General features: G+C 71.5%; 23 protein-coding genes. 7 read left to right on the top strand and 16 right to left on the bottom strand.

Features of this window, described 5'->3' with window-relative positions:
* Positions 1-40: 40 nt before the first annotated feature.
* The 7 genes from pdxS to thrS all read right to left on the bottom strand — a co-directional run bounded on the left by pdxS (position 41) and on the right by thrS (position 7,536).
* On the bottom strand, positions 41-934 hold the full coding sequence (pdxS, locus tag FBY41_RS16745) for a pyridoxal 5'-phosphate synthase lyase subunit PdxS (RefSeq protein ID WP_375869893.1): 894 nt from the start codon (positions 932-934) through the stop codon (positions 41-43).
* 138 nt (positions 935-1,072) lie between these two features.
* Positions 1,073-1,621: a hypothetical protein gene (locus FBY41_RS16740; protein WP_141845421.1), complete on the bottom strand. Its 549-nt coding sequence runs from the start codon at positions 1,619-1,621 to the stop codon at positions 1,073-1,075.
* Positions 1,618-2,793, bottom strand: coding sequence for a glycosyltransferase family 4 protein (locus tag FBY41_RS16735; protein ID WP_141845420.1), 1,176 nt, complete (start codon positions 2,791-2,793; stop codon positions 1,618-1,620). The genes FBY41_RS16740 and FBY41_RS16735 overlap by 4 nt, the downstream gene beginning before the upstream one ends.
* Positions 2,790-3,809 (bottom strand): phosphatidylinositol mannoside acyltransferase, encoded by a 1,020-nt coding sequence (locus tag FBY41_RS16730; protein WP_141845419.1) that lies wholly within the window; start codon positions 3,807-3,809, stop codon positions 2,790-2,792. Before FBY41_RS16730 ends, FBY41_RS16735 begins: the two co-directional genes overlap by 4 nt.
* Complete coding sequence (pgsA, locus tag FBY41_RS16725; RefSeq protein ID WP_141845418.1) at positions 3,806-4,519, bottom strand: phosphatidylinositol phosphate synthase; 714 nt, start codon at positions 4,517-4,519, stop codon at positions 3,806-3,808. Before pgsA ends, FBY41_RS16730 begins: the two co-directional genes overlap by 4 nt.
* Positions 4,520-4,584: 65 nt before the next feature.
* Positions 4,585-5,136: an HIT family protein gene (locus tag FBY41_RS16720; protein ID WP_141845417.1), complete on the bottom strand. Its 552-nt coding sequence runs from the start codon at positions 5,134-5,136 to the stop codon at positions 4,585-4,587.
* Positions 5,137-5,541: 405 nt separating this feature from the next.
* On the bottom strand, positions 5,542-7,536 hold the full coding sequence (gene thrS, locus FBY41_RS16715; RefSeq protein ID WP_141845416.1) for a threonine--tRNA ligase: 1,995 nt from the start codon (positions 7,534-7,536) through the stop codon (positions 5,542-5,544).
* A gap of 242 nt (positions 7,537-7,778) precedes the next feature.
* Between thrS and FBY41_RS16710 the strand changes: the two genes are divergently transcribed.
* Positions 7,779-8,768, top strand: coding sequence for a hypothetical protein (locus tag FBY41_RS16710; protein WP_141845415.1), 990 nt, complete (start codon positions 7,779-7,781; stop codon positions 8,766-8,768).
* A 5-nt stretch (positions 8,769-8,773) separates the two neighbouring features.
* Positions 8,774-9,679 (top strand): GNAT family N-acetyltransferase, encoded by a 906-nt coding sequence (locus FBY41_RS16705; protein ID WP_141845414.1) that lies wholly within the window; start codon positions 8,774-8,776, stop codon positions 9,677-9,679.
* A gap of 3 nt (positions 9,680-9,682) precedes the next feature.
* Here the strand turns inward: FBY41_RS16705 and FBY41_RS16700 are convergent, their stop codons facing one another.
* From FBY41_RS16700 to FBY41_RS16690, 3 genes are read right to left on the bottom strand one after another with little or no spacing between them, the layout of a single operon-like run.
* Complete coding sequence (locus FBY41_RS16700) at positions 9,683-10,546, bottom strand: MaoC family dehydratase (protein ID WP_141845413.1); 864 nt, start codon at positions 10,544-10,546, stop codon at positions 9,683-9,685.
* Between the two features lie 2 nt (positions 10,547-10,548).
* Positions 10,549-11,931 carry a 3-oxoacyl-ACP reductase gene (locus FBY41_RS16695; RefSeq protein ID WP_141845412.1) on the bottom strand — a complete coding sequence of 461 codons (1,383 nt, stop codon included), beginning with the start codon at positions 11,929-11,931 and terminating at the stop codon, positions 10,549-10,551.
* Between the two features lie 3 nt (positions 11,932-11,934).
* Positions 11,935-13,242 carry an acetyl-CoA C-acetyltransferase gene (locus tag FBY41_RS16690; RefSeq protein WP_141845411.1) on the bottom strand — a complete coding sequence of 436 codons (1,308 nt, stop codon included), beginning with the start codon at positions 13,240-13,242 and terminating at the stop codon, positions 11,935-11,937.
* 86 nt (positions 13,243-13,328) lie between these two features.
* Here FBY41_RS16690 and FBY41_RS16685 point away from each other — a divergent pair, with 86 nt between their 5' ends.
* Positions 13,329-14,033: a TetR/AcrR family transcriptional regulator gene (locus FBY41_RS16685; protein WP_141845410.1), complete on the top strand. Its 705-nt coding sequence runs from the start codon at positions 13,329-13,331 to the stop codon at positions 14,031-14,033.
* Positions 14,034-14,070: 37 nt separating this feature from the next.
* Here the strand turns inward: FBY41_RS16685 and FBY41_RS16680 are convergent, their stop codons facing one another.
* From FBY41_RS16680 to FBY41_RS16660, 5 genes are all read right to left on the bottom strand, one after another.
* Positions 14,071-14,592, bottom strand: coding sequence for a flavin reductase family protein (locus FBY41_RS16680; RefSeq protein WP_141845409.1), 522 nt, complete (start codon positions 14,590-14,592; stop codon positions 14,071-14,073).
* A gap of 10 nt (positions 14,593-14,602) precedes the next feature.
* Positions 14,603-14,950, bottom strand: a complete 348-nt coding sequence (locus FBY41_RS16675; RefSeq protein ID WP_141845408.1) for an MOSC domain-containing protein — start codon at positions 14,948-14,950, stop codon at positions 14,603-14,605.
* 49 nt (positions 14,951-14,999) lie between these two features.
* Positions 15,000-16,319, bottom strand: a complete 1,320-nt coding sequence (locus FBY41_RS16670) for an erythromycin esterase family protein (RefSeq protein ID WP_141845407.1) — start codon at positions 16,317-16,319, stop codon at positions 15,000-15,002.
* Positions 16,316-17,674: a phosphoribosyltransferase family protein gene (locus tag FBY41_RS16665; protein ID WP_141845406.1), complete on the bottom strand. Its 1,359-nt coding sequence runs from the start codon at positions 17,672-17,674 to the stop codon at positions 16,316-16,318. The genes FBY41_RS16670 and FBY41_RS16665 overlap by 4 nt, the downstream gene beginning before the upstream one ends.
* A gap of 94 nt (positions 17,675-17,768) precedes the next feature.
* Positions 17,769-18,950, bottom strand: coding sequence for a phytanoyl-CoA dioxygenase family protein (locus FBY41_RS16660; protein ID WP_141845405.1), 1,182 nt, complete (start codon positions 18,948-18,950; stop codon positions 17,769-17,771).
* Between the two features lie 161 nt (positions 18,951-19,111).
* Between FBY41_RS16660 and FBY41_RS16655 the strand changes: the two genes are divergently transcribed.
* On the top strand, positions 19,112-20,164 hold the full coding sequence (locus FBY41_RS16655) for a LacI family DNA-binding transcriptional regulator (RefSeq protein WP_141845404.1): 1,053 nt from the start codon (positions 19,112-19,114) through the stop codon (positions 20,162-20,164).
* Positions 20,165-20,203: 39 nt separating this feature from the next.
* On the opposite strand, the gene FBY41_RS16650 is transcribed toward FBY41_RS16655, so the two are convergent.
* Positions 20,204-21,238, bottom strand: coding sequence for a LacI family DNA-binding transcriptional regulator (locus tag FBY41_RS16650; protein ID WP_141845403.1), 1,035 nt, complete (start codon positions 21,236-21,238; stop codon positions 20,204-20,206).
* Between the two features lie 220 nt (positions 21,239-21,458).
* On the opposite strand from FBY41_RS16650, the gene FBY41_RS16645 reads away from it, so the two are divergent.
* From FBY41_RS16645 to FBY41_RS16635, 3 genes are all read left to right on the top strand, one after another.
* Positions 21,459-22,889: an aldehyde dehydrogenase family protein gene (locus FBY41_RS16645; protein ID WP_141845402.1), complete on the top strand. Its 1,431-nt coding sequence runs from the start codon at positions 21,459-21,461 to the stop codon at positions 22,887-22,889.
* Positions 22,890-23,006: 117 nt separating this feature from the next.
* Complete coding sequence (gene iolD, locus FBY41_RS16640; protein WP_260439852.1) at positions 23,007-24,953, top strand: 3D-(3,5/4)-trihydroxycyclohexane-1,2-dione acylhydrolase (decyclizing); 1,947 nt, start codon at positions 23,007-23,009, stop codon at positions 24,951-24,953.
* Entirely contained in the window at positions 24,950-25,744 is a 795-nt protein-coding gene (locus tag FBY41_RS16635; RefSeq protein ID WP_141845400.1) for an HpcH/HpaI aldolase family protein, read from the top strand. The genes iolD and FBY41_RS16635 overlap by 4 nt, the downstream gene beginning before the upstream one ends.
* The last annotated feature ends 4 nt before the right edge of the window (positions 25,745-25,748 follow it).

Raw genomic sequence — 25,748 nt, 5'->3', positions numbered from 1 at the left:
CACGGCGGCATACGTCAGCGGGTGGCTGGGAGGGCGGAGGTCACCAACCGCGCTCGGCGAGCCGGTGCGGCTGCGGGATCTCGTCGACGTTGATGCCGACCATGGCCTCGCCGAGGCCGCGCGAGACCTTGGCGATGACGTCGGGGTCGTCGTGGAAGGTCGTCGCCTTGACGATGGCCTCGGCGCGCTGCGCCGGGTTGCCCGACTTGAAGATGCCCGAGCCGACGAAGACGCCCTCGGCGCCGAGCTGCATCATCATCGCCGCGTCGGCAGGGGTCGCGATGCCGCCGGCGGTGAAGAGCACGACGGGGAGCTTGCCGGCCTCGGCGACCTCCTTGACGAGGTCGTAGGGCGCCTGCAGCTCCTTGGCCGCGACGTAGAGCTCGTCCTCGGGGAGGTTCTGGAGGCGGCGGATCTCCTGGCGGATCTGGCGCATGTGCGTCGTCGCGTTGGAGACGTCGCCCGTGCCGGCCTCACCCTTGGAGCGGATCATGGCCGCGCCCTCGGTGATGCGGCGCAGCGCCTCGCCGAGGTTCGTCGCACCACAGACGAAGGGCACGGTGAACTGCCACTTGTCGATGTGGTTGGCGTAGTCGGCGGGCGTCAGCACCTCGGACTCGTCGATGTAGTCGACGCCGAGGCTCTGGAGCACCTGGGCCTCGACGAAGTGGCCGATGCGGGCCTTGGCCATGACGGGGATCGAGACGGCCTCGATGATGCCGTCGATCATGTCGGGGTCGCTCATGCGCGACACGCCGCCCTGGGCCCGGATGTCGGCCGGCACGCGCTCGAGGGCCATGACGGCAACGGCGCCGGCGTCCTCGGCGATCTTGGCCTGCTCGGCCGTGACGACGTCCATGATGACGCCGCCCTTGAGCATCTCGGCCATGCCGCGCTTGACGCGCGTCGTGCCCGTGGCGGCGCTGCCGGGGATGGAGGGGGTGGTGCTCACGATGTCCTGCTTTCACGCGATCGCGGGGTGGGTCGAGATCAAGGGTAGGCCCCGGTGCGCGGTCGTTACGACAGCGCCCGTCCGAGGCGGCGGTGGACGGCGCCCGGGAGGGCACCGACGTCAGGTGGCGAGCGGCGAGGGCATCTCGTCGTCGAACTCGACGGTGCTCGGCAGCGGCGTGTGCCCGGCGAGGTGGAAGGCCCGGATCGTCCACTTGTGCCGCACGCGTCGCACGTCGGTGACGGCGTCGTTGTGGAAGCGCCGGGCGAGCTGCACGCGGGTGCAGGCCGACCCGACCTTGTCGACGAGGTCCTGCCCGTGCGGGGTCTCGCGCAGGGCCTCGACCACCGCAGGCGTCAGTGCCAGCTCGAGCGCCTCGGTGAGGTCGCTCTCGGCCTGCTCGCGCGCCTCGCCGTGCTCGGAGGGTGACTCGAGCGACTCGCCGGCGGCGGTCGCGAGCAGCAGGGCGGTCGCCCCGTCGAGCAGGCCGCTGTTGGCGAGCTCGACGGCGGCCTCGGCCCGGCGCACGAGGCGCGCGTCGAGGGCGGCGAGCGTGCCCCCGAGCCGCACGTGAAGGCGGTCGAGCCGGGCGGCGGTGTAGGAGAGGTACCAGGCGATGATGACGAGGACGAAGAGGGCGGCGAAGATCCAGGTGAAGAGCTCGGTCACCGGTGGGTCCGCCCCGGCAGGAAGCGGCCCCAGCGCCGCTCCGGCTCCCACTGCGAGGCCATCCGGCCCTCGATGACCGTCTCGTAGACGGCCATGATCTTGTCGGCGACGACCGACCAGTCGAAGATCCGGGCCCGCTCCTGGCCTGCCTTGGCGAGCTCCCCGCGGTGCTGCGGGTCGCCCAGGAGCGACACGAGCGTGCGGGCGAGGTCGTCGGGTTGCTCGTTGGCGAACATCGCCCCCGCACTGCCGCCGTCGAGGACGCGGGAGAACGCGGGCAGGTCGCTGGCGAGCACGCAGGCACCGGCCGACATCGCCTCGATGAGGATGATGCCGAAGCTCTCGCCGCCGGTGTTGGGTGCGACGTAGACGTCGACCGAGGCGAGCAGCGAGGCCTTGTCGGCATCGGACACACCTCCGAGGAACTCGCAGGCAGCCGCGACCTCCGGCGGCCAGCCCGCCGTGATCTCCTCGGGGTCGCCCGGACCCGCGACGAGGACGCGCAGGCCCGGCACCTCGGCCAGCACCGCCGGCAGCGCAGCGGCGAGCACGGGCAGGCCCTTGCGCGGCTCGCCCATGCGTCCGAGGAAGGCGATCGTCGGGGCGTTCGGCCGGCCGATCCACTCGGCGCGTCGCGGCGCCTCGGCGAAGCGGTCGACGTAGACCCCGTTCGGGATGACCACCGCGTCGCCGCCGACGTGGGTCGTCACCGTGCGCCGGGCGTCCTCGCTCACGGCGATGCGCCCGGCGATCTTCTCGAGCGAGGGCCGCAGGAGGGGGTATGCCGTCTGCATCGTCCGCGACCGGAGCATGGAGGTGTGGAAGGTGGCCACGATCGGCCCCTCGGCGGCCATGAGGGCGAGGACGCTGACGCTCGGTGTCATGGGCTCGTGGAGGTGGAGCACGTCGAAGTCGCCGTGCTCGAGCCAGCGGCCGACCTTGGCCGCCGTGACGGGGCCGAAGCTGAGGCGGGCGACGGAGCCGTTGTAGCGCACGGCCGTGGCGCGCCCGGCCGAGGTGACGTAGGGGGGCAGCTCGGTCTCGCTGTCGGCCGGCGCGATGACACTGACGTCGTGGCCCTCGCCGATGAAGTGCTCGGCGAGGTCGCGCACGTGGAACTGCACTCCTCCCGGCACATCGAGGGAGTAGGGGCAGGCGATCCCGATCCTCACGTCGCGCTTCCCGGGGAGGAGGCGGACGGCATGCCGGCGGTGGAACGGGTGGCGGCGCCTGCGGGGTCCGGTCGGACGTCGAGGTCCTGGACGAAGACCTTCTGGAGCATGTGCCAGCTCGACGTGTGGGCGCGGATCGTCGGCGCGAGGTGGTCGGCGCACTGCTGGATGAGGTCCTGCGCCCGCTCTGCCGTCGAGCCCTCGACCCGCGGGGTCAGCCGGTCGCTGAACTGCACGACGGTGCGGTGGCCCCCCAGCCCCTCACCCCGGGCCACGGGCTCGTAGTGGATGGACGCGGCATAGAGCGGCGCCCCGGTGAGGAGGGAGAGGACGGCAGGCCCCTTGGCCATGCGGGCGCGGTGGCCGAGCAGGTCGACCTCGACGCCGTTGGAGGTGAGGTCGCGGTCGCTGGCCAGCGCGATGACCCGACCGCCCTCGCGGGTGACGCGGACGAGGGCGCCGAAGGGGTCCTCGCCCCCCGTGAGCGGGATGATGTCCATGTCGATGCTGCGGCGGAAGGCGACGAACTCCTGGTAGACCTCCTCGGGCTTCAGCCGCTCGGCGACGGTCGTCACCGGCCCGATGTTGCTCGCCGACCACGCCGCGGCGAGGTCGAAGTTGCCGAGGTGCCCGACGAAGACGACGACCGGCTTGCCCTGGGCGGCGAGGGCCTGCGGCTCCTGCGCACCCTCCGCCACGACGGCCCGCTGGATGTCGGTCCGCGCCAGGCCGGGCAGGCGGAAGGCCTCGCAGTAGTAGCGCATGTAGGAGCGCATGCCGGCGTGCACGAGGTCGTCGAGCTCGGCCGCCCCGAGCTCGGGCCGCACGCGCGCGTAGTTGGCGCGCAGGCGCTGGACCCCCTTGCCGTTCCGGCGGTAGGCGACGTCGGCGACGCGGTCGAAGAGCCCGTATGCCGCCCGCTCGGGCAGCGCGCGCAGGGTGCGCCAGCCCAGCTTGAAGCCGAGCACGCTCACCGAGTCGGTCGCCCGGGCCGAGAGCGGGCGAGGGTCGGTCACGGCGAGACCTCGCCGGACGACACGTCTCCGGGGACATCACCACGGCCGTCACCGGCGACCTCGCCCGGCACGTCACCGGGGACGTCTCGCGAGGAGACCTCGCCCGAGGAGAGTGCCTGGCGCCGCACGGTGAGCATGCGCTGGAGCACGGTGATGAAGCTCGCGATGGCGAGCAGGGCGAGGACGACGCCGAGGAGCAGCGTCGAGCCGAAGAGGTCGGCGAAGAAGGCTGCCACGAGCACCGCGACGAGCCGGTCGGCGCGCTCGGCGATGCCGACGTTCGCGGTGTAGCCGAGGCCCTCGGCGCGCGCCTTGGCGTAGGAGACGACCGAGCCGAGGATGAGGCAGGCGAGGGCCAGCCCCGCCATCCAGCGGTTGTCGCCGGGGCCGGCGTAGTAGAGCACGAGGCCGCCGAAGATCGCCGCGTCACCCATCCGGTCGAGCGTCGAGTCGAGGTAGGCACCCCACTTGCTCGAGCGGCCCGACTCGCGCGCCATGATCCCGTCGACCGTGTCGGAGAAGACGAAGGCGGTGATGACGAGCACGCCCACCCAGATCTCCCCGCGCGGGAAGAAGGCCAGCGCCCCCACGCAGACGCCGATCGTGCCGACGACCGTCACGACGTCGGGACTGATGCCCAGGCGGAGGAAGAGGTGGGCGACGGGAGCCAGGATCTTGGTCATCGTCGCGCGGAGGAGTCTGTTGAGCATGGTGAGCACAGCGTACTGACCCCAGGGCCTCCTCCGGCCCACGCGCTCACGGCCGGCGGGTGCCCTCAGCCCCAGCTGGCGACGAGGCGCCTGCGGGTCTCCTCGAGCAGCACGGGCAACGCCTTGGTCTGCCCGACGATCGGCAGGAAGTTCGAGTCGCCGCTCCACCGGGGCACGATGTGCTGGTGGAGGTGGGCGGCCACCCCCGCGCCGGCCACGGCGCCCTGGTTCATCCCGAGGTTGAAGCCGTGCGGCCCCGACGCGGTCTGCAGGGCCGTGATCGCCTGCTTGGTCAGTGCCGTGAACTCCTGCGTCTCCTCGTCGGTGAGGTCGATGTAGAGCGAGACGTGGCGGTAGGGGCACACGAGCACGTGACCGGGGTTGTACGGGAAGAGGTTCATCACGACGTAGCAGTGCTCGCCGCGGTGGACGATGAGACCGTCGGCGTCGGACTTGGCCGGCGCGGCGCAGAAGGGGCACCCGGTGCCGGCCTCCTCGGTGGGCCGGTCTCCGAGGATGTAGGCCATCCGGTGAGGCGTCCACAGCCGCTCGAACCCGTCGTCGACATGGGCGAAGTCGTGCGCGCTCTCGACGGCGTCCCCGGCCTGCTCGGTCATGGTTGTCGATCCTAGGGCGGTGGGAGCCGGAGAGGTGAAGGCCCTGCGGTCTCACACACCGCAGGGCCAAGACCATTGAACCGTGTCCGTTGGTCAGGCTGAAACCCGACACGCCCGCATGCAGATCAGCCCCGCGGGTGTGAGAGCCGCGGGGCCGAGGTGCCTGGGGGCGCGCCGGACCGGTCACAGGGCGCCGTGAGAGAGGTGAAGGCCCGGGAAGTATGAGTTCCCGGGCCTTCGTTCTCCCGTCACGTGAATGATGGGAGAAACCGTTTCGCCGAAGCGATCCGGTACTTCAGTTGTAGCCCCCCGGAGGGCGGCGCGCAAGGGTTTCCCCGAAACTCGCGGCGCGGCATACGCGAGCGTCGGTATGCCGTGCCGCGGGGTCGCGTGCGACCCGCCGGCTCAGACCTGGGCGCGGGTCTCGATCGCCTCGAGGATCTCGGCCATGGCGTCCTCGATCGGCACGCCGTTCTTCTGCGAGCCGTCGCGGTAGCGGAACGACACCGCCCCCGCGGCTCGGTCCTCCTCGCCCGCGATGAGCACGAACGGCACCTTCGACTTGCTCGCGTTGCGGATCTTCTTCGGGAAGCGGTCGTCGCTGTCGTCGAGCTCGACCCGCACCCCCTTGCGCTTCAGCTGGTCGAGGACGCCCCGCAGGTGGTCGGCGTAGTCCTCGGCGACGGGGACACCGAGGACCTGCACCGGCGAGAGCCACACCGGGAACGCGCCGGCGTAGTGCTCGACGAGCACCCCGAGGAAGCGCTCGATGGATCCGAACTTCGCCGAGTGGATCATCACCGGCTGCTGGCGGGTGCCGTCGGCCGCCTGGTACTCGAGGCCGAAGCGCTCGGGCTGGTTGAAGTCGTACTGGATGGTCGACATCTGCCACGTGCGCCCGATCGCGTCGCGCGCCTGGACCGAGATCTTCGGCCCGTAGAACGCTGCGCCGCCGGGGTCGGGGACGAGGTCGAGGCCGGACGCGACGGCGACGTCCTCGAGGACCTTCGTGGCCACCTTCCACTGCTCGTCGCTGCCGATGAACTTGTCCTTCTTGTCGCCGTCCTCGTCGCGAGTCGACAGCTCGAGGTAGAAGTCGTCGAGCCCGAAGTCCCGCAGGAGGGAGAGCACGAAGTCGAGCAGGTGCTGGATCTCGGCGGGCGCCTGCTCCTGGGTCACGTAGCTGTGCGAGTCGTCCTGCGTCATGCCGCGCACGCGGGTCAGGCCGTGCACGACACCGGACTTCTCGTAGCGGTAGACGGAGCCGAACTCGAAGAAGCGCAGGGGCAGCTCGCGGTAGGAGCGGCCGCGCGAGGCGAAGATGAGGTTGTGCATCGGGCAGTTCATCGCCTTGAGCTGGTACTTCGCGCCCTCGAGCTCCATCGGCGGGAACATCGTGTCGGCGTAGTACGGCAGGTGGCCCGAGGTGTGGAAGAGGCCGTCCTTGGTGATGTGCGGCGTGCCGACGTAGTCGAAGCCCTCCTCGATGTGCCGGCGGCGGACGTAGTCCTCCATCTCACGCTTGATGACACCACCCTTGGGGTGGAAGACCGGCAGCCCGGAGCCCAGCTCGTCGGGGAAGCTGAAGAGGTCGAGCTCGGCGCCGAGCTTGCGGTGGTCGCGCCGCTCGGCCTCGGCGAGCCGGTCGAGGTAGGCCTTGAGCTCGTCCTTGGTCGGCCACGCGGTGCCGTAGATGCGCTGGAGCTGGGGGTTCTTCTCCGACCCGCGCCAGTAGGCGGCAGCGACCCGCATCAGCTTGAAGGCGTTGCCGATGAGCTTGGTGCTGGGGATGTGGGGCCCGCGGCAGAGGTCGCCCCACGCGCGGGTGCCGTCGCGGCGGATGTTGTCGTAGATCGTCAGCTCTCCGGCGCCGACCTCGACGCCCGCACCCTCGGCGGCCTCGTCGGCGTTGCCGCCCTTGAGCCCGACGAGCTCGCACTTGAAGGGCTCGTGGGCGAGCTCCTCGAGGGCCTCGGCGTCGGTGACGACCCGGCGCGCGAAGGTCTGCCCCTCGTTGATGATGCGCTGCATCGCCTTCTCGAGGGCCTTGAGGTCGTCGGGGTGGAACGGGGTCTCGACGTCGAAGTCGTAGTAGAACCCGTCACGCACGGGCGGCCCGATGCCGAGCTTGGCGTCCGCGTTGATGGACTGCACCGCCTGGGCGAGCACGTGGGCCGTCGAGTGGCGCAGCACCGCGAGCCCGTCCTCGCTGTCGATGGTGACCGGCTCGACGACATCGCCGTCGGCGAGCGGGTGGAAGAGGTCGCGCAGCTCGCCGTTGACGCGGGCGACGACGGCCCGCCCAGCGGGCCCGACCTCCTCGAAGAGCTCACCCGCCGTCGTCTGCTCCGCGACCGATCGCTCGCTTCCGGCGACGGTGACGGTGATCTGTGCAGACACGGTTGGTGCTCCTTCGTGGCGGGGTGGTGCCGCGTGGTCGCGGCCGACCCAGCGTAACGACAGCGCGCGCCGGCCTGCGACGCCCGTTCGCCCCGAGGCTCCCGGGCGGACAGCCGCCTCATCGAGGTCGCACGGTGGCGGGTCGGGGCGCAGCCCGGCCCCAACTGGGTCTGGCGCGCGCCATGACTTAGCGTGGGACGAAACGGGCGCGGCCGCGCCTGGTGACTCAGGGGGAGCCCACCATGCGACGAACGGCGCTGGCGGCCGCGTCGGCGGTGCTCGTCTGCCTGACCGCGTGCGGAGTGGCGTCCACGCCGTCGACCGCGCCCTCCTCCCCCGCGCCGACGGCCGGCGCCGGGGCGACGTCGGGCACGACGCGGGGGTCCGCCTCCAGCGCACCGACACCGTCCGCGACGTCTGCCACTGCTGCGTCGCTCCCCCAGCTGCCGCGCGGCGGACGCACGATCTTCCCGCAGCATCGCCTCGTCGGATTCGTCGGTTACCCCGGCTCCTCCGCACTCGGACGGCTGGGCGTCGGCGACCTCGACACCCGCGCCCGCGAGATCGAGCGCTTGGCCGAGCCGTATGCCGCGGGCCGCACGGTGCTGCCGGTCCTCGAGCTCATCGCCACGGTGGTCCACGGCGAGCCCGGGTCGGACGGCCTCTACCGCAGCCGGACGTCCGACCGCGTCATCGCGGCCCACCTCGCAGCCGCACGCAAGGTCAAGGGCCTCCTCCTGCTCGACATCCAGCCCGGCCGGGCCGAGGTGCTCGACGAGGTTCGCGCCTATGCGCGCTGGCTCGGCGAGCCTGACGTCGGTGTGGCGTTCGACCCGGAGTGGGCGATGGGTCCCGGTCAGGTGCCCATGAGGGCCTTCGGTCACACCACGGGCGACGAGGTCAACGAGGTGTCCGCCTACCTCGCTGACCTCGTGCGCGCGAAGAAGCTGCCGGAGAAGGTGCTCGTCGTCCACCAGCTGTCGCCGTCGATCCTGCGTGGCGAGAAGGCGATTCGCGCTCGCTCCGGTGTCGTCCTCATCAAGTCGGTCGACGGCATCGGGTCGCGCGAGATGAAGGAGTCGACCTACCGCAAGCTCACGACCGGCCTGCCGAAGCCTCTGCACGCCGGCTTCAAGCTCTTCTACTCGGAGGACCGGCGGTTCGGGCCGCTCATGACCCCGACCCAGGTGCTGGCCCTGCGCCCGCAGCCCGAGTACGTTCTCTACGAGTGAGACCGATGCCTGCAGTGACGGTGCGGCCGCTCGAGACCGAGCGGATCGCCGATGCGATCGAGGTGGTCTGCGCACGGCTGCCCGACCTGCCCCGCGCCGAGGCCGCGATGCCCTTCGAGAGCCCTCAGCTCTTCCCCCTCCTCGTGCGCCACGCGGCCCATGACAGTGACGATCGCATCGTCGGGGTCGGTCTCGTCCAACGCCCCGGCTTCGCCCCGCCCGACCGCTGCGGCCTTCGTGTCATCGTCGCCCACGACGTCGAGGGTTCGGGCGTCGGGGCCGCGCTCCGTGACTCCCTGCTGCCCCTGGTGCCTGCCACGATCGCCAGGCTCGGCACCGGCGTCTTCGACGACGACGCGCGGTCGCTCGCGGTCGCCCGGCACTGGGGCTTCGAGATCGAGAAGCACGGGATCGAGTCGAGTCTCGACCTCACCGAGGTCGCGGCGCCCTCTGCCCTGCCGCCGGGGGTGACGCTCGACGAGGTGCCGGACCTGCGGTTCGCCGACCGTGACGCCGTCGAGAGCATGCTCCGGGCCAGTCAGACGAACCCGGAGGCCGCGCTGGGATTCGTCATGAGCCTCGAGGTGTTCTCGACGATGCTCACCGCCGACGAGCAGCCGGTCTGCGTCGTCGCGCGCGTCGACGGCGTGCCCGCGGGCATCACCTTCGGTGGCGTGCAGTCCGGAGCGCTCTCCATCGCGTACAGCGGCGTCGACCCGGCCTACCGCGGGCGCGGCATCATGCGCGCGGTCAAGGAGCGCGCCCACGTCGTCGCGGCCCGCCTCGGCGCTACGGTGTCGAACACGACGAACGAGGAGCAGAACGTCGGCATCCGTCGCGTCAACGCGGAGCTCGGCTATGTCGTGCGCAGCGGGATCTACCGGATGGTGCAGGCGCACCATCCGGTCTGAGCATCACGGCGCCCAGGTGTTCTCGACGACGGCATGCTCGGTGTCGTCGCTCACCGACTCGAGCACCGAGAGGGTGGCCCCCGGCGAGAAGGCCGTGCGCAGGCGCACGGTCGAGGGCAGCGGCACCGGCTTGCGGAACCAGACCCGGCTCGTCAGGCCCTCCGCGGGAAGGCGTGAAGCCAGGGAGCCGATGGCCCGGGCGTAGGAGTACATCCCGTGCGCGATGGCGCCGGGGAAGCCGAGCGGCCTCGCGGTCAGGGCATGGAGGTGGATCGGGTTCCAGTCACCCGACACGCCGGCATACGCCCGACCCGTGTCGCCACGAAGGCGCCACTGCGGCCCACCGGTGACCGCGTCGAGGGGGGCGGTGGACGGCGCCTCGGACCGGGGTGCGTCGGGGTGCTCGGCGCCCCGGGCGAGGTAGGTGCTGACGCCGCGCCAGACGAGCTCGCCCCGGGTGCTCACCTCGGAGACGAGGTCGACCTGGGTGCCGCGCCGGTGCGGCCGCAGGTCCTCGGCCCACACGTCGATGTCGAGGACCTCGTCCACCGCGACCGCCCGCGTCACCTCGATGCGGTTCTCGACGTGGACGGCCCCGAGAAGCGGCAGCGGGAAGCCGTCACCCGCCATGACGACCATCTGCATCGGGAAGGCCAGCAGGTGGGGGTACGTCAGCGGCAACGACGGCCCGAGGGGCAGTCGGCACACCCGGGCGTAGGCCGCGAGGGCCGGCACGTCGACGGTGACGCCGGCCCGGGCGACCCGCACGTCCGGGAGGGTGTCGCCCACCCGCCTGCGCCTGAGTGCCGCCGAGACGTAGATCTGGCGGAGGTCGGGGGCCGTGTCGAGGGTGATGACCTTGGGCATCGTCAGGCCCCCAGCAGGCTCTGGCCGCAGACCCGCACGACCTGACCGGTGACCGCGGCTGCGCCGGGCTGGGCCAGCCAGGCGATGGTCTCGGCGACGTCCCGGGGTGTGCCGCCCTGCTGCAGGGAGTTCATCCGGCGACCGAACTCCCGTGTCGCGAAGGGGATCCGCGCCGTCATGTCGGTCTCGATGAAGCCCGGAGCCACGGCGTTGACCGTGATGCGGCGCGGCCGGAGCTGGGTCGAGAGGGCGTCGACGACGCCGATGACCCCGGCCTTGCTCGCGCCGTAGTTGGTCTGGCCACGGTTGCCGGCGATGCCCGCGATGGAGGCGACGCAGACGATGCGCCCGTCGTCCGGCATCGCCCCCCGCTCGAGGATCGCCTCGTTGAGCTGGAGGATGGACCTGAGGTTGACCGCCATCACACTCCCCCAACGGGATTCGTCTATGTTGACGAGGAGCTTGTCGCGGGTGATGCCGGCGTTGTGCACGACGATGTCGATCGCCCCGTGGCGCGACAGGGCGTGGTCGACGATGCGCCTGCCTGCCTCAGCCGCAGTCACGTCGACCTGCAGCGCCGTGCCACGGATCTCGTTGGCCACGGCCGCGAGCGAGTCGCCGGCGGTCGGCACGTCGACGGCCACGACGGTGGCTCCGTCACGAGCCATGACGCGGGCGATCTCGGCACCGATGCCGCGGGCTGCGCCGGTGACGACCGCGACCTTGCCGGCCAGGGGCCTGACGGCATCGGGGTTCGCTCCGGCTCGGTCGTCCACCCGGATGACCTGGCCGTCCACATAGGCCGAGCGGCCCGAGAGGAGGAACTCGGCCGCGGATCGAACGCCATCTGACGAGTCACGGTGCGCGAGAACGAGATTGGCGGTCGCTCCGTGACGAAGCTCTTTGCCGATCGAGCGCACGGCCCCTTCGAGCGCTCGCTGTGTGGCGACGTGCGAGACCTCGGTGAGGGTGCTGGGGTCGGTGCCGACGACGACGACACGGGCGTTGCGGGCCAGTGACCGGAGGGCTGGTGCACCGATGACGCGCAGGGCGTCGAGGTCACCGGGGTCGCGCGCCTCACTGAGGTCCAGGACGACCGCGCCGAGTCGAGCCGCCGTGTCGTCGTCGTCGGAGCGGCCCGAGCCGTCGGCGCCGTGGGAGCCGTCGGGCTCGGGGGCCTGTGGGTCGAAGGCGCGGATCGTCGTGATGCCGAGACCGTCGAGCCAGCCGGCGATGCCGTCGGCGAAGCGCCCGCCCCCGGCCACGAGCACCGGCGCCTCGCAGAGCGGCGCACCGGGGTCGTAGCGTCGCAGGCGTGTCGGCTGGGGCACCCCCACACGTCGGGCGACGGACGAGCCGATGATGGTCGAGAAGAGGTCGGTCACGGCTCACGCCTCCAGGATCGCGACGACGCCCTGCCCACCGGCAGCGCAGATGGAGATGAGGCCCCGGCCGCCGCCCGCCTCCGACAGCTGCTTGGCGAGGGAGGCGAGGATGCGCCCGCCCGTCGCGGCGAACGGGTGACCCGCCGCGAGCGACGAGCCGTTGACGTTGAGCCGGGTGCGGTCGATGGAGCCGAGCGGCTCGTCGACACCCAGACGGCCCCGGCAGAAGTCGGGGTCCTCCCAGGCCGCGAGCGTCGTCAGGACGGTCGCGGCGAACGCCTCGTGGATCTCGTAGAAGTCGAAGTCCTGCAACGACAAGCCGTTTCGGGCCAACAGCCGCGGGACGGCATACGCCGGGGCCATGAGCATGCCCTCGTCACCGTGCACGTAGTCGACGGCGGCGGTCTCGGCGTCGACGAACCACGCGAGCGGGGTCAGGTGGTGCTCCGCTGCCCACTCCTCTGTGCCGAGCAGCACCGCGGAGGCGCCGTCGGTGAGCGGGGTGGAGTTGCCGGCCGTCATCGTCGCCCCCTCCCCCTTGCCGAAGACCGGCTTGAGCGCGGCGAGCTTCTCGGTGCTCGTGTCAGGCCGGAGGGTCGTGTCCTTCGACACGCCGAGGTAGGCCGTGACGAGGTCGTCGAAGAAGCCTCGCTCGTAGGCAGCGGCGAGGTGCTGGTGGCTGGCGGCGGCGAGCTCGTCCTGCGCCTCGCGGGTGATGCCCCACTGGGCTGCGGTCTGCGCCATGTGCTCCCCCATCGAGAGCCCGGTGCGCGGCTCGACGTTCTGAGGGATCGCCGGGATGAGCTGCGTCGGGCGGATGCTCGCGAGCGCCTTGAGTCGCTGTGCCGTGCTCTTGGCGCGGTTCGCGGCGAGCAGGCCCTGGCGCAGCCCCTCGCTGACCGCGATGGGCGCATCGCTCGCGCTGTCGACCCCACCGGCGATGCCGGAGTCGATCTGGCCGAGGGCGATCTTGTTTGCCACGAGGATCGCAGCCTCGAGCCCGGTGCCGCAGGCCTGCTGCACGTCGTACGCCGGCGTCGTCGGGTGCAGCCGTGAGCCGAGCACGGTCTCACGGGTGAGGTTGAAGTCGGCGCTGTGCTTGAGCACGGCGCCGGCCACGACCTCGCCCACCCGCTCCCCCGCGAGGCCGAACCGGGCGACGAGCCCGTCGACCGCGGCGGTCAGCATGTCCTGGTTGGAGGCCAGCGCGTACGGGCCGTTGGCGCGGGCGAAGGGGATGCGGTTGCCCCCGAGCACGGCGACCCGCCGGGTGTCACGAGCGGCGGCGCGGGGGGAGGCAGGGGCGGCCATGGGATCTCCTCGGGTGGGGACGGTCGTGGACAACATAACCGAAACGTGCTGTAGCCGATACAGGTCGTACCTGTTAGGTTCGGCGCATGGCCGACCCGAGGACTCGAGCCGCCCCAGCCGTCCAGGGCGAGGCGCCGACCGCGGGCGACGCTCCCAACGCTCCCGACGATGATGACGGGCGCGACGGGCGCGACGTGCGGTGGGAGCGGCACCGCGAGGAGCGCCGCTCGGCGCTCGTCGACGCGACGATCCGCGCGATCCGGCGCCACGGCCCCGGTGTCGGGATGGACGACATCGCCGCCGAGGCGGGCACGAGCAAGACCGTCGTCTACCGCCACTTCGACGACCGTGCGGGGCTCTACCGGGCCGTCGTGGCACGCATCGAGAGCCGGGTCGTCGGCAGTGTGGCAGGGGTCCTGTCGACCGGCCCCGCACCCGCTGGTCCTGACCTGCGCCGCCTCATCGCCTCCACCGTCGAGGCCTATCTCGCACTCGTCGAGTCCGATCCCGATCTCTACCGCTTCGTCGTCACGAGACCGCTCGTCGACCGGCCCCTGCCGGATGACCCCGTCGGCGGCACCGTCAGCCACGTGACCGCGATGCTGTCGGGCGTGCTCGAGGCCGCCCTGCCGGCTCCCGGACAGGCCCACATCCTGGCAACCGCACTCGTCGGCTCGGTGCAGGCGGTCGCCGACGACTGGCTCGGCTCGTCCGACCGGGTGCCACGCGACACGCTCGTCGCAACGCTCACCGACCTCGCGTGGAGCGGACTGGCTCCCCTCGTCCGGTAGCCCTGCCGCGCAAGGACGCTCGCGGCATACCTCCGGCTCAGCCGGGCGGACGCTGGTAGCGACCACGCCGGTGCACGAGGGGCTCGGCGTCGTCGCCGAGCTCGACGTGCTCGATCACCGCCTCGACGAGGCGGGACCACCCCACGTCGCGCGTGGCGCCGGCGTCGAGTCGCACCCCCGCCCACGTCGAGAGGGAGGGCCGGCGCGGGCCCCAGGCCGTGTCCTGCCACTCCCCCGACCGGAAGGGGCCTCCGGGTGAGGGCATGACTCCCGCGAAGACGTCGGCGAGGTCGCGGTGGCGCCAGTCGAGCAGGGCGACGACGGCAGTGCCGGTCTCCTCGAGGCGCTCGAGGAGCTCCGACTCCGGATGGAGCACGGCGACGATCCGCGACGGGTCACCCGCGGCGACGAGGTAGGACGAGACCGTGAGGCCGGCACGGTCGCGGCCCGAGCCGGCGGTCCACAGCGAGACCGTCGCCCCGACCCGACCCCGAAGCCGCCTGGCCGGGTCGCGGTCGGCATCGGGCGAGTCGAAGGGGTGGCTCGAGTGGATCGTCACGGTCGTGACGCTACGCCGTGGCCACCTGCAGCTCGTCGTCGACCGTGATCGTTCCGGGGGTCACGACCTCGGCGTACACACCAGCACACTGTGAGGGCGACTGCGTCACGCGAAGGGTGCAGGCGCCCAGACGCACGACCTCACCAACGAGGCGGGCGAGGACGCTCGCGTCCATGTCGAGCACGATGTTGGCCTTGGGGTGCGTGGCGACGAAGTCGTCGACGCTCACGAGGTGCACGGCGTGCTTCTTCGAGCGGTTGCCCTCCGGACCCGAGGGGGTCACGTCGACGGAGTCCACCTCCTGCCCGGGAGAGTCGGAGTCGGGGTAGATGTAGAGGCTCGAGACCGTCGCATTCATGGACTCACGCTAGTGCGTCGGGCCTCTGCCGTGGCCCGACGCGCCTGCCTCAGAACCCGGTGGGTTCGGTCTCCAGCTCCGGCTCCGTGGGTCGGGGCTCGTGGTGCAGCGGACGCAGCGCCGTGGTCCGCTCGAGCCAGAGGAGGGCGTCGTAGCGGCCACCGATCCTCGTCGGCACGTAGTTGCCCGTCTCGTGGTGCGGGTTGTAGACGACGCCGATGGCGCGGTGACCCAGCCACGACGAGAGCCACGGGCCGGAGCGGTCGTCCGGAAAGACGAGGACGGCGGGCTCCCCGAGCGTCTCGTGCAGGAGCGCCTCGAGGGTGCCGGACTGCGCCTCGGGCATGACGAACGCCTCTTCTGGTGCTCCCCACGAGCTCGCGGCGAGGACCGTCCCTCGGTGCGATGCGAACCCGATGAGAGCGACCGAGCCATCGGGTTGGCGTTCGCGGAGCAGCTGACCGACGTTGACCATTCCGGCACGCGACATGTCGGTCGCACGCGCGTCGCCGACGTGCGTGTTGTGCTCCCACACAAGGCCTTTCGCGTAAGGTCCCGCGTGCGAGGCGACCCGCTCGATGGTGTCGACCATGTGTCGGTCGCGGATGTTCCACGACTCACGGTCACCCCGCACCATCGTGCGGTAGTAGTGCTCGGCGTTGGCGACGACCTCGGCGTTCTGCACGACGTCGAGCATCTCCTCGTCCTGCGACCGGGCCCGGCTCCGTCGCCGCACCTCGACGAGGAGGTCGACGACGTCGGACTCGCACGTCACAGGCACGAGCCGCGTGCTGCGCGCGTACCGGTGGGGATCCTCGCCGAAGGGCAGGAAGCACTGCCAAGCGCGCATGGCGGCCGGAAGGGAGTCCGGTGCGTTGCTCTCCAGCCAGGTCATGATCTCCCAGAGCGAGTCCCAGAGGGAGTAGACGTCGAGGCCGTAGAAGCCGACCCGGTCACCGGCGGGACGGGAGAGGTTGAACGACTTCAGCCAGGTCAGGAAGTCGGCGACGTCGTGGTTCGCCCACATCCACGTCGGCCAGCGCTCGAAGTGGGCCAGGAGACCGAGGGCATCGAGGTCGTCGTCGGCCTCGCCGCGCACCCACCGGTTGATCCGCCAGCAGTCGGGCCAGTCGCCCTCGACCCCGATCCAGCGGTAGCCGTGGTCCTCGATGAGTCGACGGCTGAGCAGCCCCCGCCATCGGTAGAACTCGCTCGTGCCGTGAGAAGCCTCACCGATGCACACGAACCGTGCCGCCTGCACCCGTTGGACGAGCTCGTCGAGATCACTCGACCGAGTGAGCGGCTTTGCCAACGAACGGATCTCGGCCGCGATGCGGTCGTCGTGGCGCGCGCGTGACCTGGCGCTCATGACGACTCCTTGCCGATCGCCGTGGCGCTCGACAGCGTGAGGTGGCGCACGAACCAGTCCCGCGCGAGGGAGGCGGCCTCGGACAGCGTGCCAGGCTCCTCGAAGAGGTGCGTCGCACCCGGAACGACCGCCAGCTCGGTCACGCAGCCGACGAGCTGCGCGCGCGCCTGCCGGTTGAGGCGCAGCACGACGTCGTCTGCGCCGCCGACGATCAGCAGGGTCGGTGCCCGCACCGCCGCGAGACGCGGGCCGGCCAGATCCGGGCGACCGCCCCGCGACACGACGGCCGCCACCCTCGACCCCGGCTCGGCGGCCGCCCACAGGGCGGCGCCGGCTCCGGTGCTCGCGCCGAACCACCCGATGCGACACGAGGCGGTGTCGGGTCTCGAGGCGAGCCACGTCGTCGCCGCCTCGAGACGGTGCGCGAGCAGCGGGATGTCGAAGACGTTGCCTCGGTCACGCTCCTCCTCCGGGGTCAGGAGGTCGATGAGCACCGTGCCGAGCCCGGCGTCATGCAGCACGTCGGCGACGAAACGGTTGCGGGGACTGTGCCGGCTGCTCCCGCTGCCGTGGGCGAAGACGACGACCCCGGTGGCTCCGACCGGCACGCGCAGGTGACCCTCGATGGTCTCGCGGCCCGTCGGGACGAGGACCTGCTCGTCGATGTCGCGGGGCGCGCCGGCAGCAGGGTGGCCCTGCGGGCCTGCCGCCAACCGGGCACGATGGCCGGCACGGTCGAGCAGGGCGACCACCTCGTCGTCGCTCGTCGGGGAGAAGTCGACGTAGTGTGCGCCCACCGCCCGGAAGTGCTCGGGCGCCGACACGCAGACGACGTCGTCCGCCTCGGGCAGGTGTGCCGCCGTGTGCGCGGGGGCGACGGGCACGGCGAGCACGACCCGCGCGGCGCCGAGTCGTCGGGCGACCTGACAGGCGACCCGTGCGGTCGCCCCGGTCGCGATGCCGTCGTCGACGACGACCGCGACCCGGCCGTGCAGGTCGACCCTCGGGCGGCCCCGTCGCAGCCGGTCGACACGAGCATCGAGCACCGCTCGCTCTCGTCGCTCGACGTCCTCGATCTCCTCGTCGGTGACGCGGGCACGCGTCACGAGGGTGCGGTCGAGGACCCGGACCCCACCCTCCCCGATGGCCCCCATGGCCAGCTCGGGCTGGAACGGCACGCCGAGCTTGCGCACGACGATGACGTCGAGCGGCGCGTCGAGGGCCTCGGCCACGACGGACGCGACCGGCACCCCGCCCCGCGGCAGCCCGAGCACGACGACGTCCTGACCGCGGAGGCTCTCCAGCTCGCGGGCCAGCCGGGTGCCGGCGTCGACCCGATCCTCGAACACGACCATGACAGCCTCCCTCGCCACCTGCAGCGCGCAGGTGTCCCGAGGCCATCGTGACCATCGGCTGCCGGTGCAGGGCAGGGTCGATGGTCCCGGTGCGTCAGTGACTGGAGCGGTCCGCCTCGCGGGCCGCGAGGAGCTGCGCGAGCTCGCCCGGCGGCATACCGGACTCGAGTGCGGCAGCGACGCGCTCCGCCTGGGTCTGGGGCGAGAGCCCGTCGAGGGGCTGGTCCCGGTCGAGGTTCGTCGGGAAGGCGTAGCCCTCGGCGGTGGCGGCGATGACGTTCGCGACCGCGCGCGCCGGCATACCGGCAGCGTGGGCGGAGACCAGCGCGGGGTAGGTGGCCGCGACGACGCGGGCGCGGTCGACGGTCTCCATGGCACGGCCGAAGGCCGAGCTGACCTGCAGGAGGTTTGCCATGCGGCGCACGTCGGTCGTGTGGTTGGTGCCGGCAGCGTGGAAGAGCGCAGGGTTGAAGAAGACCGCGTCGCCGGCCGACAGCGGCAGCTGCACGTGGTGGGCGAGGAAGTAGCTCTGGAACTCGGGCTGCTGGTAGGCGACGTAGCCGTGCGCGTACTTCTGGCTGTGCGGCAGGTAGAGCGTCGGGCCGGACTCGACCGGCATGTCGACGTGCGCGACGGCTCCCTGGAGCGTGAGCACCTGCGAGAGGGCGTGCACGTGGGCCGGGTAGCGCGCGCACGTCCCGGCGGACTGGAAGCCGAGGTGGTAGTCGCGGTGCACCGTCTGCCCGGCGCCGCCAGGGTTGACGACGTTGAGCTGCGAGGTGACCTGGTAGCCCGGCCCGAGCCACGCCTGCGCAGCGAGCGCGACGGCGTCGTTGGCGTAGTAGTCGACGAAGGCGACGGGGTCGGCGACGGCGAGCTTCTCGAGGGCGTTCCAGATGCGGTCGTTGGCGCCAGGCTTGGCGAAGTGGTCGCCCGCCGTGGTGCCGCTCTCACGCTGCTCGACGATCATCCGCTCGAAGGCCGCCGTCGCGCGCCCGAGGGGCTCGGCGTCGAAAGCGCCTGCCAGCACGATGATTCCGGGTCCGTCGGAGAGCGCCCGCGCCAGCTCGGCCAGCACGTCGCGCCGGGTCACCTCGTCAGCTGCGGTATGCCGCAGGGTGGCCCAGTCGTAGACGAGCACCTGCTGCTCGACGCGGCTCGCGTGCGGGTAGTCGGCGAGGTCGGTCTGCTCGCGGAGCACCTCGAGCAGGTCGGACAGTCGGGCATCCTCGGGTCGGATCCAGCGCAGCTGCGAGCTGGTCGAGGTGATGGTCATGGTGCCCTCCTCGGGCGGAACGGCGTGGACGGGACGTCACGGTGAGCTGGTGCTGGACGCGCGAGTGCTCCCTCAAGGATGCGCGACCGCGTGTGAGAGGGGCAGGGACTGAAGACCTCAGAAACACCTCAGTGGCGTTCACGCGGGCTACCCTTCAGCGCATGGCCCCGCGACGCCCGACCTCGCACCGGGTGCGCGACATCGCCGAGCAGTCCGGTCTCTCCGAGGCGACGATCGACCGGGTGCTGCACGGTCGTCCGGGTGCGAGTGCCCGTGCGGTGCGAGCGGTGGAACGCGCTGTCCTCGACCTCGACCGTCAGCAGACCCAGCTGCGTCTGGCTGCCCGGACGCTGCTGCTCGACGTCGTCATCCAGGCCCCACCACGCTTCAGCGGAGCCGTCCGGTCGGCGCTCGAGGACGAGCTCCCGGCGCTGCGGCCGGCGGCGGTACGGGCGCGGTTCCATCTGCGCGAGAACGCCGATGTGGACGCCGCTGTCGAGGTGCTCGACGGCCTCGGCCGTCGGGGACGCGTCAGCCACGGAGTGGTGCTCAAAGCGCCGGACCACCCCGCAGTTGCGGCGGCGATCGGCAGGCTGACGGACCGGGGCATCCCGGTCGTCACGCTGGTCACCGACGTGCGCGACAGCACGAGGGTGGCCTACGTCGGGCTCGACAATGCCGCGGCCGGGGCGACGGCCGCCTATCTGGTGACCCAGGTGCTCGGCGACCGCACCGGCGACGTGGTGTTGACGCTGAGCCGGTCTCTCTTCTTCGGCGAACGCGAGCGGGCCGACGCCTTCACGACGGCGCTCGCACGTCTCGCGCCCGGTCGGGCGGTCCACACCATCACCGACAGCGACGGACTCGACGTGACGATGAGCGCCCTGGTCTCCGATCTGCTCGCCTCCCACCCGAACGTGCGGTGCGCCTACTCCATCGGCGGCGGCAACCGCGCCATCGCCGGGGCCTTCGCTGCCGCGGGGCGACCCGCGACCGTCTTCATCGCGCACGACCTCGACGAGGACAACCTCGAGCTGCTCCAGTCGGGGGTGCTCACCGCGGTGCTGCACCACGACCTGCACGCCGACATGCGCACGGCTGTCCGCCAGATGATGCGCGCCCACCGACTCGTGCGCGGGGCGCCCACCTCGGTCGCTGCCAACGTCGAGGTCGTCACGCCCCACAACATCCCGCCGCGCATCCGGGCGCACTGACGCGGTCTCCCGCGTGCCGCCCCGCGGACGAAGAACGCGTCACGTGACCGGCTGCGCCGGGATGCTCGGGATGTTGTGGGGCGTGACGACGTTGATCTGTGACGCGACAGACTCGATGGGCCCCTCGAGCGCTCCGCTCGACTGCATGATCACCTGGCAGGCACGACGCATGTCCGCTCGCAGGTCGTGGTGGAGCACCGCGGTGATCCTGCGGTCCTGGATCAGCGACAGGTTGTCGCGATCGAGGTCGTGGGCGATGAAGGCCCGGCACTGCCGCCCGACGATGTCGAACGCGTCGAGGATGGCCCTGTTGCCACCGCCCATGGAGTAGACCGCCGTGACGTCGGGGTGCTCGCGGAGGATGGAGACGGTCTGCAGGCGCACGGCCTCGTCGAGGCCGTCGGTGTCGGTCGCCTCGATGAGGGTCCGACCGCCGGAGCGCTCCCGCATCGTCGTGCGGAAGCCCATCTCCCGCTCCTCCTCACCGCGAAATGCACTGCGGCTGAGGGCCATCAGGATCGCGTCGTCGTCGAGCCACTGGTCGATGAGGTAGGCCGCCGTGGCGCCCGCTGCCCGGTTGTCGATGCCCACGTAGGCGACTCGTTGGCTGAGGGGAAGGTCGCTGACCAGGGTGACCACGGGGATCCCCGCGTCGTGCAGCCGGCCGATCGCCTCGACGATCTCGGGCTCGTCCGGCGCCTTGAGGATGACCCCCATGGACCCGCGCCTGCGGATGCCGTCGAGAGTCTTGACCAGCTCGCCCGGTTGGGCCTTCTCACGGAAGTCGAACCTCGACCTGACGACCGCCGGGCGCAGCATGGGCAGCTCTGCCTCGAGGGCGGCCTTGACCGCGGCAGAGAACCGGTCGGGGGTCTGCATGACGAGGTCGACGATGAACGTTCGGCCGGTGAGACGGATCTGGCTCCGCTGCCGGTCGAGGTCGGCGATCGCCTGTTCGACGTTCGCCGCTGTGCTGGGGCGCACTCCGGGTCGCCTGTTGAGGACGCGGTCCACCGTCGCCTCGCTGAGGCCGGACTGGCGGGCGATCTCCCGGATCGGATACGGGTGGGGCATGCACCCATCATGCTGGATCGGTGATGGATTCGTTGGGGTTCCAGGGCTCCATCTCGGCTGTGCTCACACTGCGGTGGCGTCATCCCTGATGGCTTTTTGATGGCCTCACATTGCTTGACCGGCCGGAGTGCCGACCGTCACGCTGAGTCAACTTGACCGGTGCCGGAGCGCGTGAGTCGCCACGGCGGTCTTCCCTCAATGTCGATGGATGGAGTCCAGCGTGAAGCTGTTGATCGGAGGCCAGTGGGCTGAGGCTTCATCGGGTCGTCGGGAGGACGTGACGTCGCCGTTCGACGGGTCTGCCGTCGGGTCGGTGTCGCTCGCAGGTCGTGACGATGTTGACCGGACGCTCGCTGCGGCGGTCGAGGGCGCCAGGGTCTGGCGCCGAACCCCCGCGCACCAGCGGATGCAAATCCTGCTGAGGGCGGCAGCGCTCGCCCAGGAGCGGGCGGAGGTCATCGCGCAGACCATCAGCGCGGAGGCCGGCAAGACCATCACGGAGGCACGGGGCGAGGCATCTCGATCCGGAGAGCTGATCCGACTGGCGGCCTTCGAGGGGACCCAGCTCTACGGCGACTCCTTGCCGCTCGACGCGAACCCCGGAACGGGTTTCGACAAGGTGGGCTTCACCGTGCGTCAGCCGGTCGGAGTGGTCGTGGCCATCACGCCCTTCAACTACCCCTCGCTGCTCGTCCTCCACAAGGTGGCGCCGGCCCTGGCCGCCGGCAACGCCGTGGTGCTCAAGCCGGCCCGCACGACCCCGTTGACAGCCCTGGCCCTCGCCGCATGCTTCGTCGACGCCGGACTCCCCGAGGGGGTCCTGTCGGTGCTGACAGGGCCGGGCGGGGACCTCGGGGACGCCCTGGTCAGCGACCCTCGGGTCAACAAGATCTCGTTCACCGGGTCGACCCTCGTCGGCACGCGCATCACGCAGCTCGCCGGAGTCAAGAAGCTCTCCCTCGAGCTCGGCGCCTCCTGCCCCGTGGTCGTGCTGCCCGATGCCGACATCGACGCGGCGGCGGCGGCCATCGCTCTCGGCGGCTTCGTCAACGCCGGGCAGGTGTGCATCTCGGTGCAACGCGTCATCACCCACCCGAAGGTGACGGGCGACTTCCTCGACGCCCTGGTCCCTCGGGTGCAGCAGATCAGCACGGGAGACCCGGGTTCCACGGCCACCGGCATGGGCACCTTGATCACCGAGCAGGAGGCTGCGCGCGTCGAACGGTCGATCCGCGCGGCCGTGCACGACGGTGCCACGTTGCTCACGGGTGGGGAGCGGGACGGCGCGATCGTCTCTCCGGCTGTCGTCACCGGCGTCGATCCCAGCTCAGCCTTCAGCCAGGACGAGCTGTTCGGGCCCGCGGTGGCGGTGTCGACCGCCGAGGACTGGCAGTCCGCGATCGCCCAGGCCAACGGCACGGCATACGGGCTGGGCGCAGGCATCTTCACCTCCGACGTGTCAGGGGCGGTGCGCGCCATCCGCGAGCTCGACGCCGGCACCATCCACATCAACTGGACCCCGCTGTGGCGCGCCGACCTCATGCCCTACGGCGGGTTGAAGGGCAGCGGCATCGGCAAGGAGGGACCGCGCTCCGCCGTCGCCGAGATGACCGATGTGAAGACCGTCATCCTGCACGGTCGTCCCTGGTAGCGCTCCCGTACTCCCCTGCACCCCAACGGCCTTCGGTCGGCCGTCCTCGTTCCACCGCCCCGTCGTTCCCCCTGATGAGAAAGAGCCCGGACGATGTCTCCTGCCGCCACCATCCGATTGACCGCCGCGCAAGCCGTGGTGACCTACCTGTCCCGGCAGTACTCCGTTGCGGACGGCGAACGCCGCCGGCTCATCCCCGCCACCCTCGGCATCTTCGGCCACGGCAACGTCGCCGGTCTGGGTCAGGCCCTCGACCAGCTGAGCGAGACGATGCCGTTCATCCAGGGTCGCAACGAGCAGGCCCTCGTCCACGCGGCGGTCGGCTTCGCCAAGCACTCCCGACGGCGCGCCACGCTTGCAGTGACCGCCTCCATCGGTCCGGGCGCGATGAACATGGTCACCGGCGCGGCGCTGGCCACCGTCAACCGACTGCCCGTGCTCCTGCTGCCGGGTGACACCTATGCCACCCGCCACCAGGGCCCGGTGCTCCAGCAGCTGCAGCACCCCATCGATGCCGACCTGACCGTGAACGACGCCTTCCGGCCGGTCAGCAGGTTCTTCGACCGGATCACCCGTCCCGAGCAGCTGCTGACCGCCCTCCCGGCGGCGATGCGGACCCTCGTCGACCCCGTCGAGACCGGCGCCGTCGTCCTCTCCCTCCCGCAGGACGTGCAGTCGCATGCCTACGACTTCCCCGCCGAGCTCTTCGCCGAGCGGGACTGGGTCATCCGTCGCCCGGCGCCGGACGCCGACGAGATCGAAGCTGTCGCAGCGCTGCTCGCGTCGGCGAAGCGGCCGGTCATCATCGCCGGGGGCGGCGTGATCTATTCGGACGCGACGGCCGAGCTCGAGAGTCTTGCCGCGGCCGTCGGGGCACCCGTCGCCGAGACCTTCGGTGGCAAGGGTGCCGTCCAGACCGCCGCGTGGTGGCAGGTGGGTGGGATCGGGCTCGAGGGGACGCCAGCCACGAACACCCTGGCCAACGAGGCCGACGTGGTGCTCACGGTCGGCTCCCGACTGACCGACTTCGCCACGGGGTCGCACTCGATCTTCGCCAACCCCGACGTGCGGTTCGCGAGCATCAACGTCAACGTGCACGACGCCGACCGTCTCGGTGCCGTTGGTGTCATCGGCGATGCCAAGCGCAGCCTCGCCGCCCTCACCCGCGCGCTCTCCGAGCGCGACCTCCACCCGGAGCCGGCGTGGAGGAACCGCGTCGAGGAGCTCGCCGACGCTTGGGCGATCGAGCGGTCGGATGCGCTCGACCCGGACCAGCTGTTCGACAAGTCTGCGGTCAGCGAGGACTCCGACGTCGTCACCACGACCGACGCGGTCCTGACCCAGGGACAGGTCATCGGCGTCCTGCAGGAGCATGCCCGTGCGGGCGACGTCATCGTCGCTGCCGCCGGCGGCCCTCCCGGCGACCTCCAGAAGGTGTGGGACGCCACCGACGGACGGACCTGCCACCTCGAGTTCGGATTCTCCTGCATGGGATTCGAGATCCCAGCCGCCATGGGGATCCGGATGGCCCACCCCGACGCCTCCGCTCGCATCACGGCGTTCCTCGGTGACGGCACCTTCCTCATGTCTCCCACCGAGCTGGTCACCGCCGCTCAGGAGGGCCTGCCGATCACGGTGGTCATCCCCGAGAACCATGGCTACCAGGTGATCCACCGCCTGCAGATGTTCCGCAACGGGCGCGAGTTCGGCAACGAGTTCCGCTACCGCACAGGGCCACTCGAGCTCGCCGACGCCACCGAGGTCACGGAGGCGCCCCGCCTCAGCGGCGACTACCTGTCCATCGACCTCGTGCAGATCGCGGCTGGCCTCGGCGCAACAGCGCTGCGCCCCAGCACTGCTGACGAGCTGCGCCAGGCACTGGACGACACGCGCGGACACGACGGCACCGTCGTCCTCGTGGTCCCGGTGATCCCCCACGCGGACCTGCCCCCGGCTGGTGTCTGGTGGGACGTCGCCCCGGCAGAGGTCTCCGAGGTCCCCACCGTGCCGGCGCTGCGCGCCGAGTACGAGCAGGACCGCGCGTCCCAGCGGTGGTTCGGATGACCGCCACGGGGGCCGGCCCCCTCAACGGCGGCGCCCTGGCCCGGGCCGTCCGCCACGGCGAGGCCACGCTCGGGACCTTCCTCGGCACCGCCTCTGCCGTCACCGCTGAGGTCTGTGCCGCTGCCGGGTTCGACTGGCTGCTGCTCGACCTGGAGCACGGCGCCGGCGGTGAGGAGCAGGTCCGCGATGTCGTCCCGGTGGCCGGCGCCTACGGGGTGCCCACCGTCGTCAGGGTCGAGACCGACGCCAGGATCCGCATGGGAAGGGTGCTGGACAACGGCGCCGCGGGAATCATGCTGCCTCGCATGGACAGCGCGGAGCAGGTCCGTGACGCGCTGACCCACCTGCGGTTCCCCCCGAACGGGGACCGCGGCGTCGCCACCTACAACCGCGCCTGCCGGTTCGGGCTCGACCCGAGCGCCCTCGACCGGGCCGACGAGGAGATCCTCGTCGTCGTCCAGATCGAGTCGGTGGCAGCAGTCGCTGCCGCTGACGAGATCGCCGCCATCGACGGTGTCGATGTGCTCTTCATCGGTCCGCGCGACCTCAGCCACGACCTCGGCGTCCCCGGGGACACCAGCGCCCCCTCGTTCGTCGCGGCCCTCGAGACCGTGCTGGCCGCAGGGCGGCGGCACGGCAAGGCCTGCGGCCTTCTCGTCAACGACGGCGAAGCCGCCGCAGCACGCCTCGCCCAGGGCTGGTCCTTCGTGGCGATCGGCTCGGACTCCACCCTCCTCGCCGCAGCCTCCCGCTCCGCGCTGACGCGGGCGCGGCAGCACGCCACGACCTGAGGCG

Origin of the sequence: Humibacillus xanthopallidus, assembly GCF_006716675.1 — a bacterium.
In the GTDB taxonomy this organism is placed as follows: domain Bacteria; phylum Actinomycetota; class Actinomycetes; order Actinomycetales; family Dermatophilaceae; genus Humibacillus; species Humibacillus xanthopallidus_B.
This window is presented reverse-complemented; position numbering and strand designations above follow the sequence as displayed.

Excerpts from the sequence above, each read along its gene's own strand:
- pgsA (WP_141845418.1), bottom strand. The coding sequence starts at position 4,519 with ATGCTCAACAGACTCCTCCGCGCGACGATGACCAAGATCCTGGCTCCC.
- FBY41_RS16720 (WP_141845417.1), bottom strand. The coding sequence starts at position 5,136 with ATGACCGAGCAGGCCGGGGACGCCGTCGAGAGCGCGCACGACTTCGCC.
- FBY41_RS16710 (WP_141845415.1), top strand. The coding sequence starts at position 7,779 with ATGCGACGAACGGCGCTGGCGGCCGCGTCGGCGGTGCTCGTCTGCCTG.
- FBY41_RS16705 (WP_141845414.1), top strand. The coding sequence starts at position 8,774 with ATGCCTGCAGTGACGGTGCGGCCGCTCGAGACCGAGCGGATCGCCGAT.
- FBY41_RS16700 (WP_141845413.1), bottom strand. The coding sequence starts at position 10,546 with ATGCCCAAGGTCATCACCCTCGACACGGCCCCCGACCTCCGCCAGATC.
- FBY41_RS16690 (WP_141845411.1), bottom strand. The coding sequence starts at position 13,242 with ATGGCCGCCCCTGCCTCCCCCCGCGCCGCCGCTCGTGACACCCGGCGG.
- FBY41_RS16685 (WP_141845410.1), top strand. The coding sequence starts at position 13,329 with ATGGCCGACCCGAGGACTCGAGCCGCCCCAGCCGTCCAGGGCGAGGCG.
- FBY41_RS16675 (WP_141845408.1), bottom strand. The coding sequence starts at position 14,950 with ATGAATGCGACGGTCTCGAGCCTCTACATCTACCCCGACTCCGACTCT.
- FBY41_RS16670 (WP_141845407.1), bottom strand. The coding sequence starts at position 16,319 with ATGAGCGCCAGGTCACGCGCGCGCCACGACGACCGCATCGCGGCCGAG.
- FBY41_RS16665 (WP_141845406.1), bottom strand. The coding sequence starts at position 17,674 with ATGGTCGTGTTCGAGGATCGGGTCGACGCCGGCACCCGGCTGGCCCGC.
- FBY41_RS16660 (WP_141845405.1), bottom strand. The coding sequence starts at position 18,950 with ATGACCATCACCTCGACCAGCTCGCAGCTGCGCTGGATCCGACCCGAG.
- FBY41_RS16655 (WP_141845404.1), top strand. The coding sequence starts at position 19,112 with ATGGCCCCGCGACGCCCGACCTCGCACCGGGTGCGCGACATCGCCGAG.
- FBY41_RS16650 (WP_141845403.1), bottom strand. The coding sequence starts at position 21,238 with ATGCCCCACCCGTATCCGATCCGGGAGATCGCCCGCCAGTCCGGCCTC.
- FBY41_RS16635 (WP_141845400.1), top strand. The coding sequence starts at position 24,950 with ATGACCGCCACGGGGGCCGGCCCCCTCAACGGCGGCGCCCTGGCCCGG.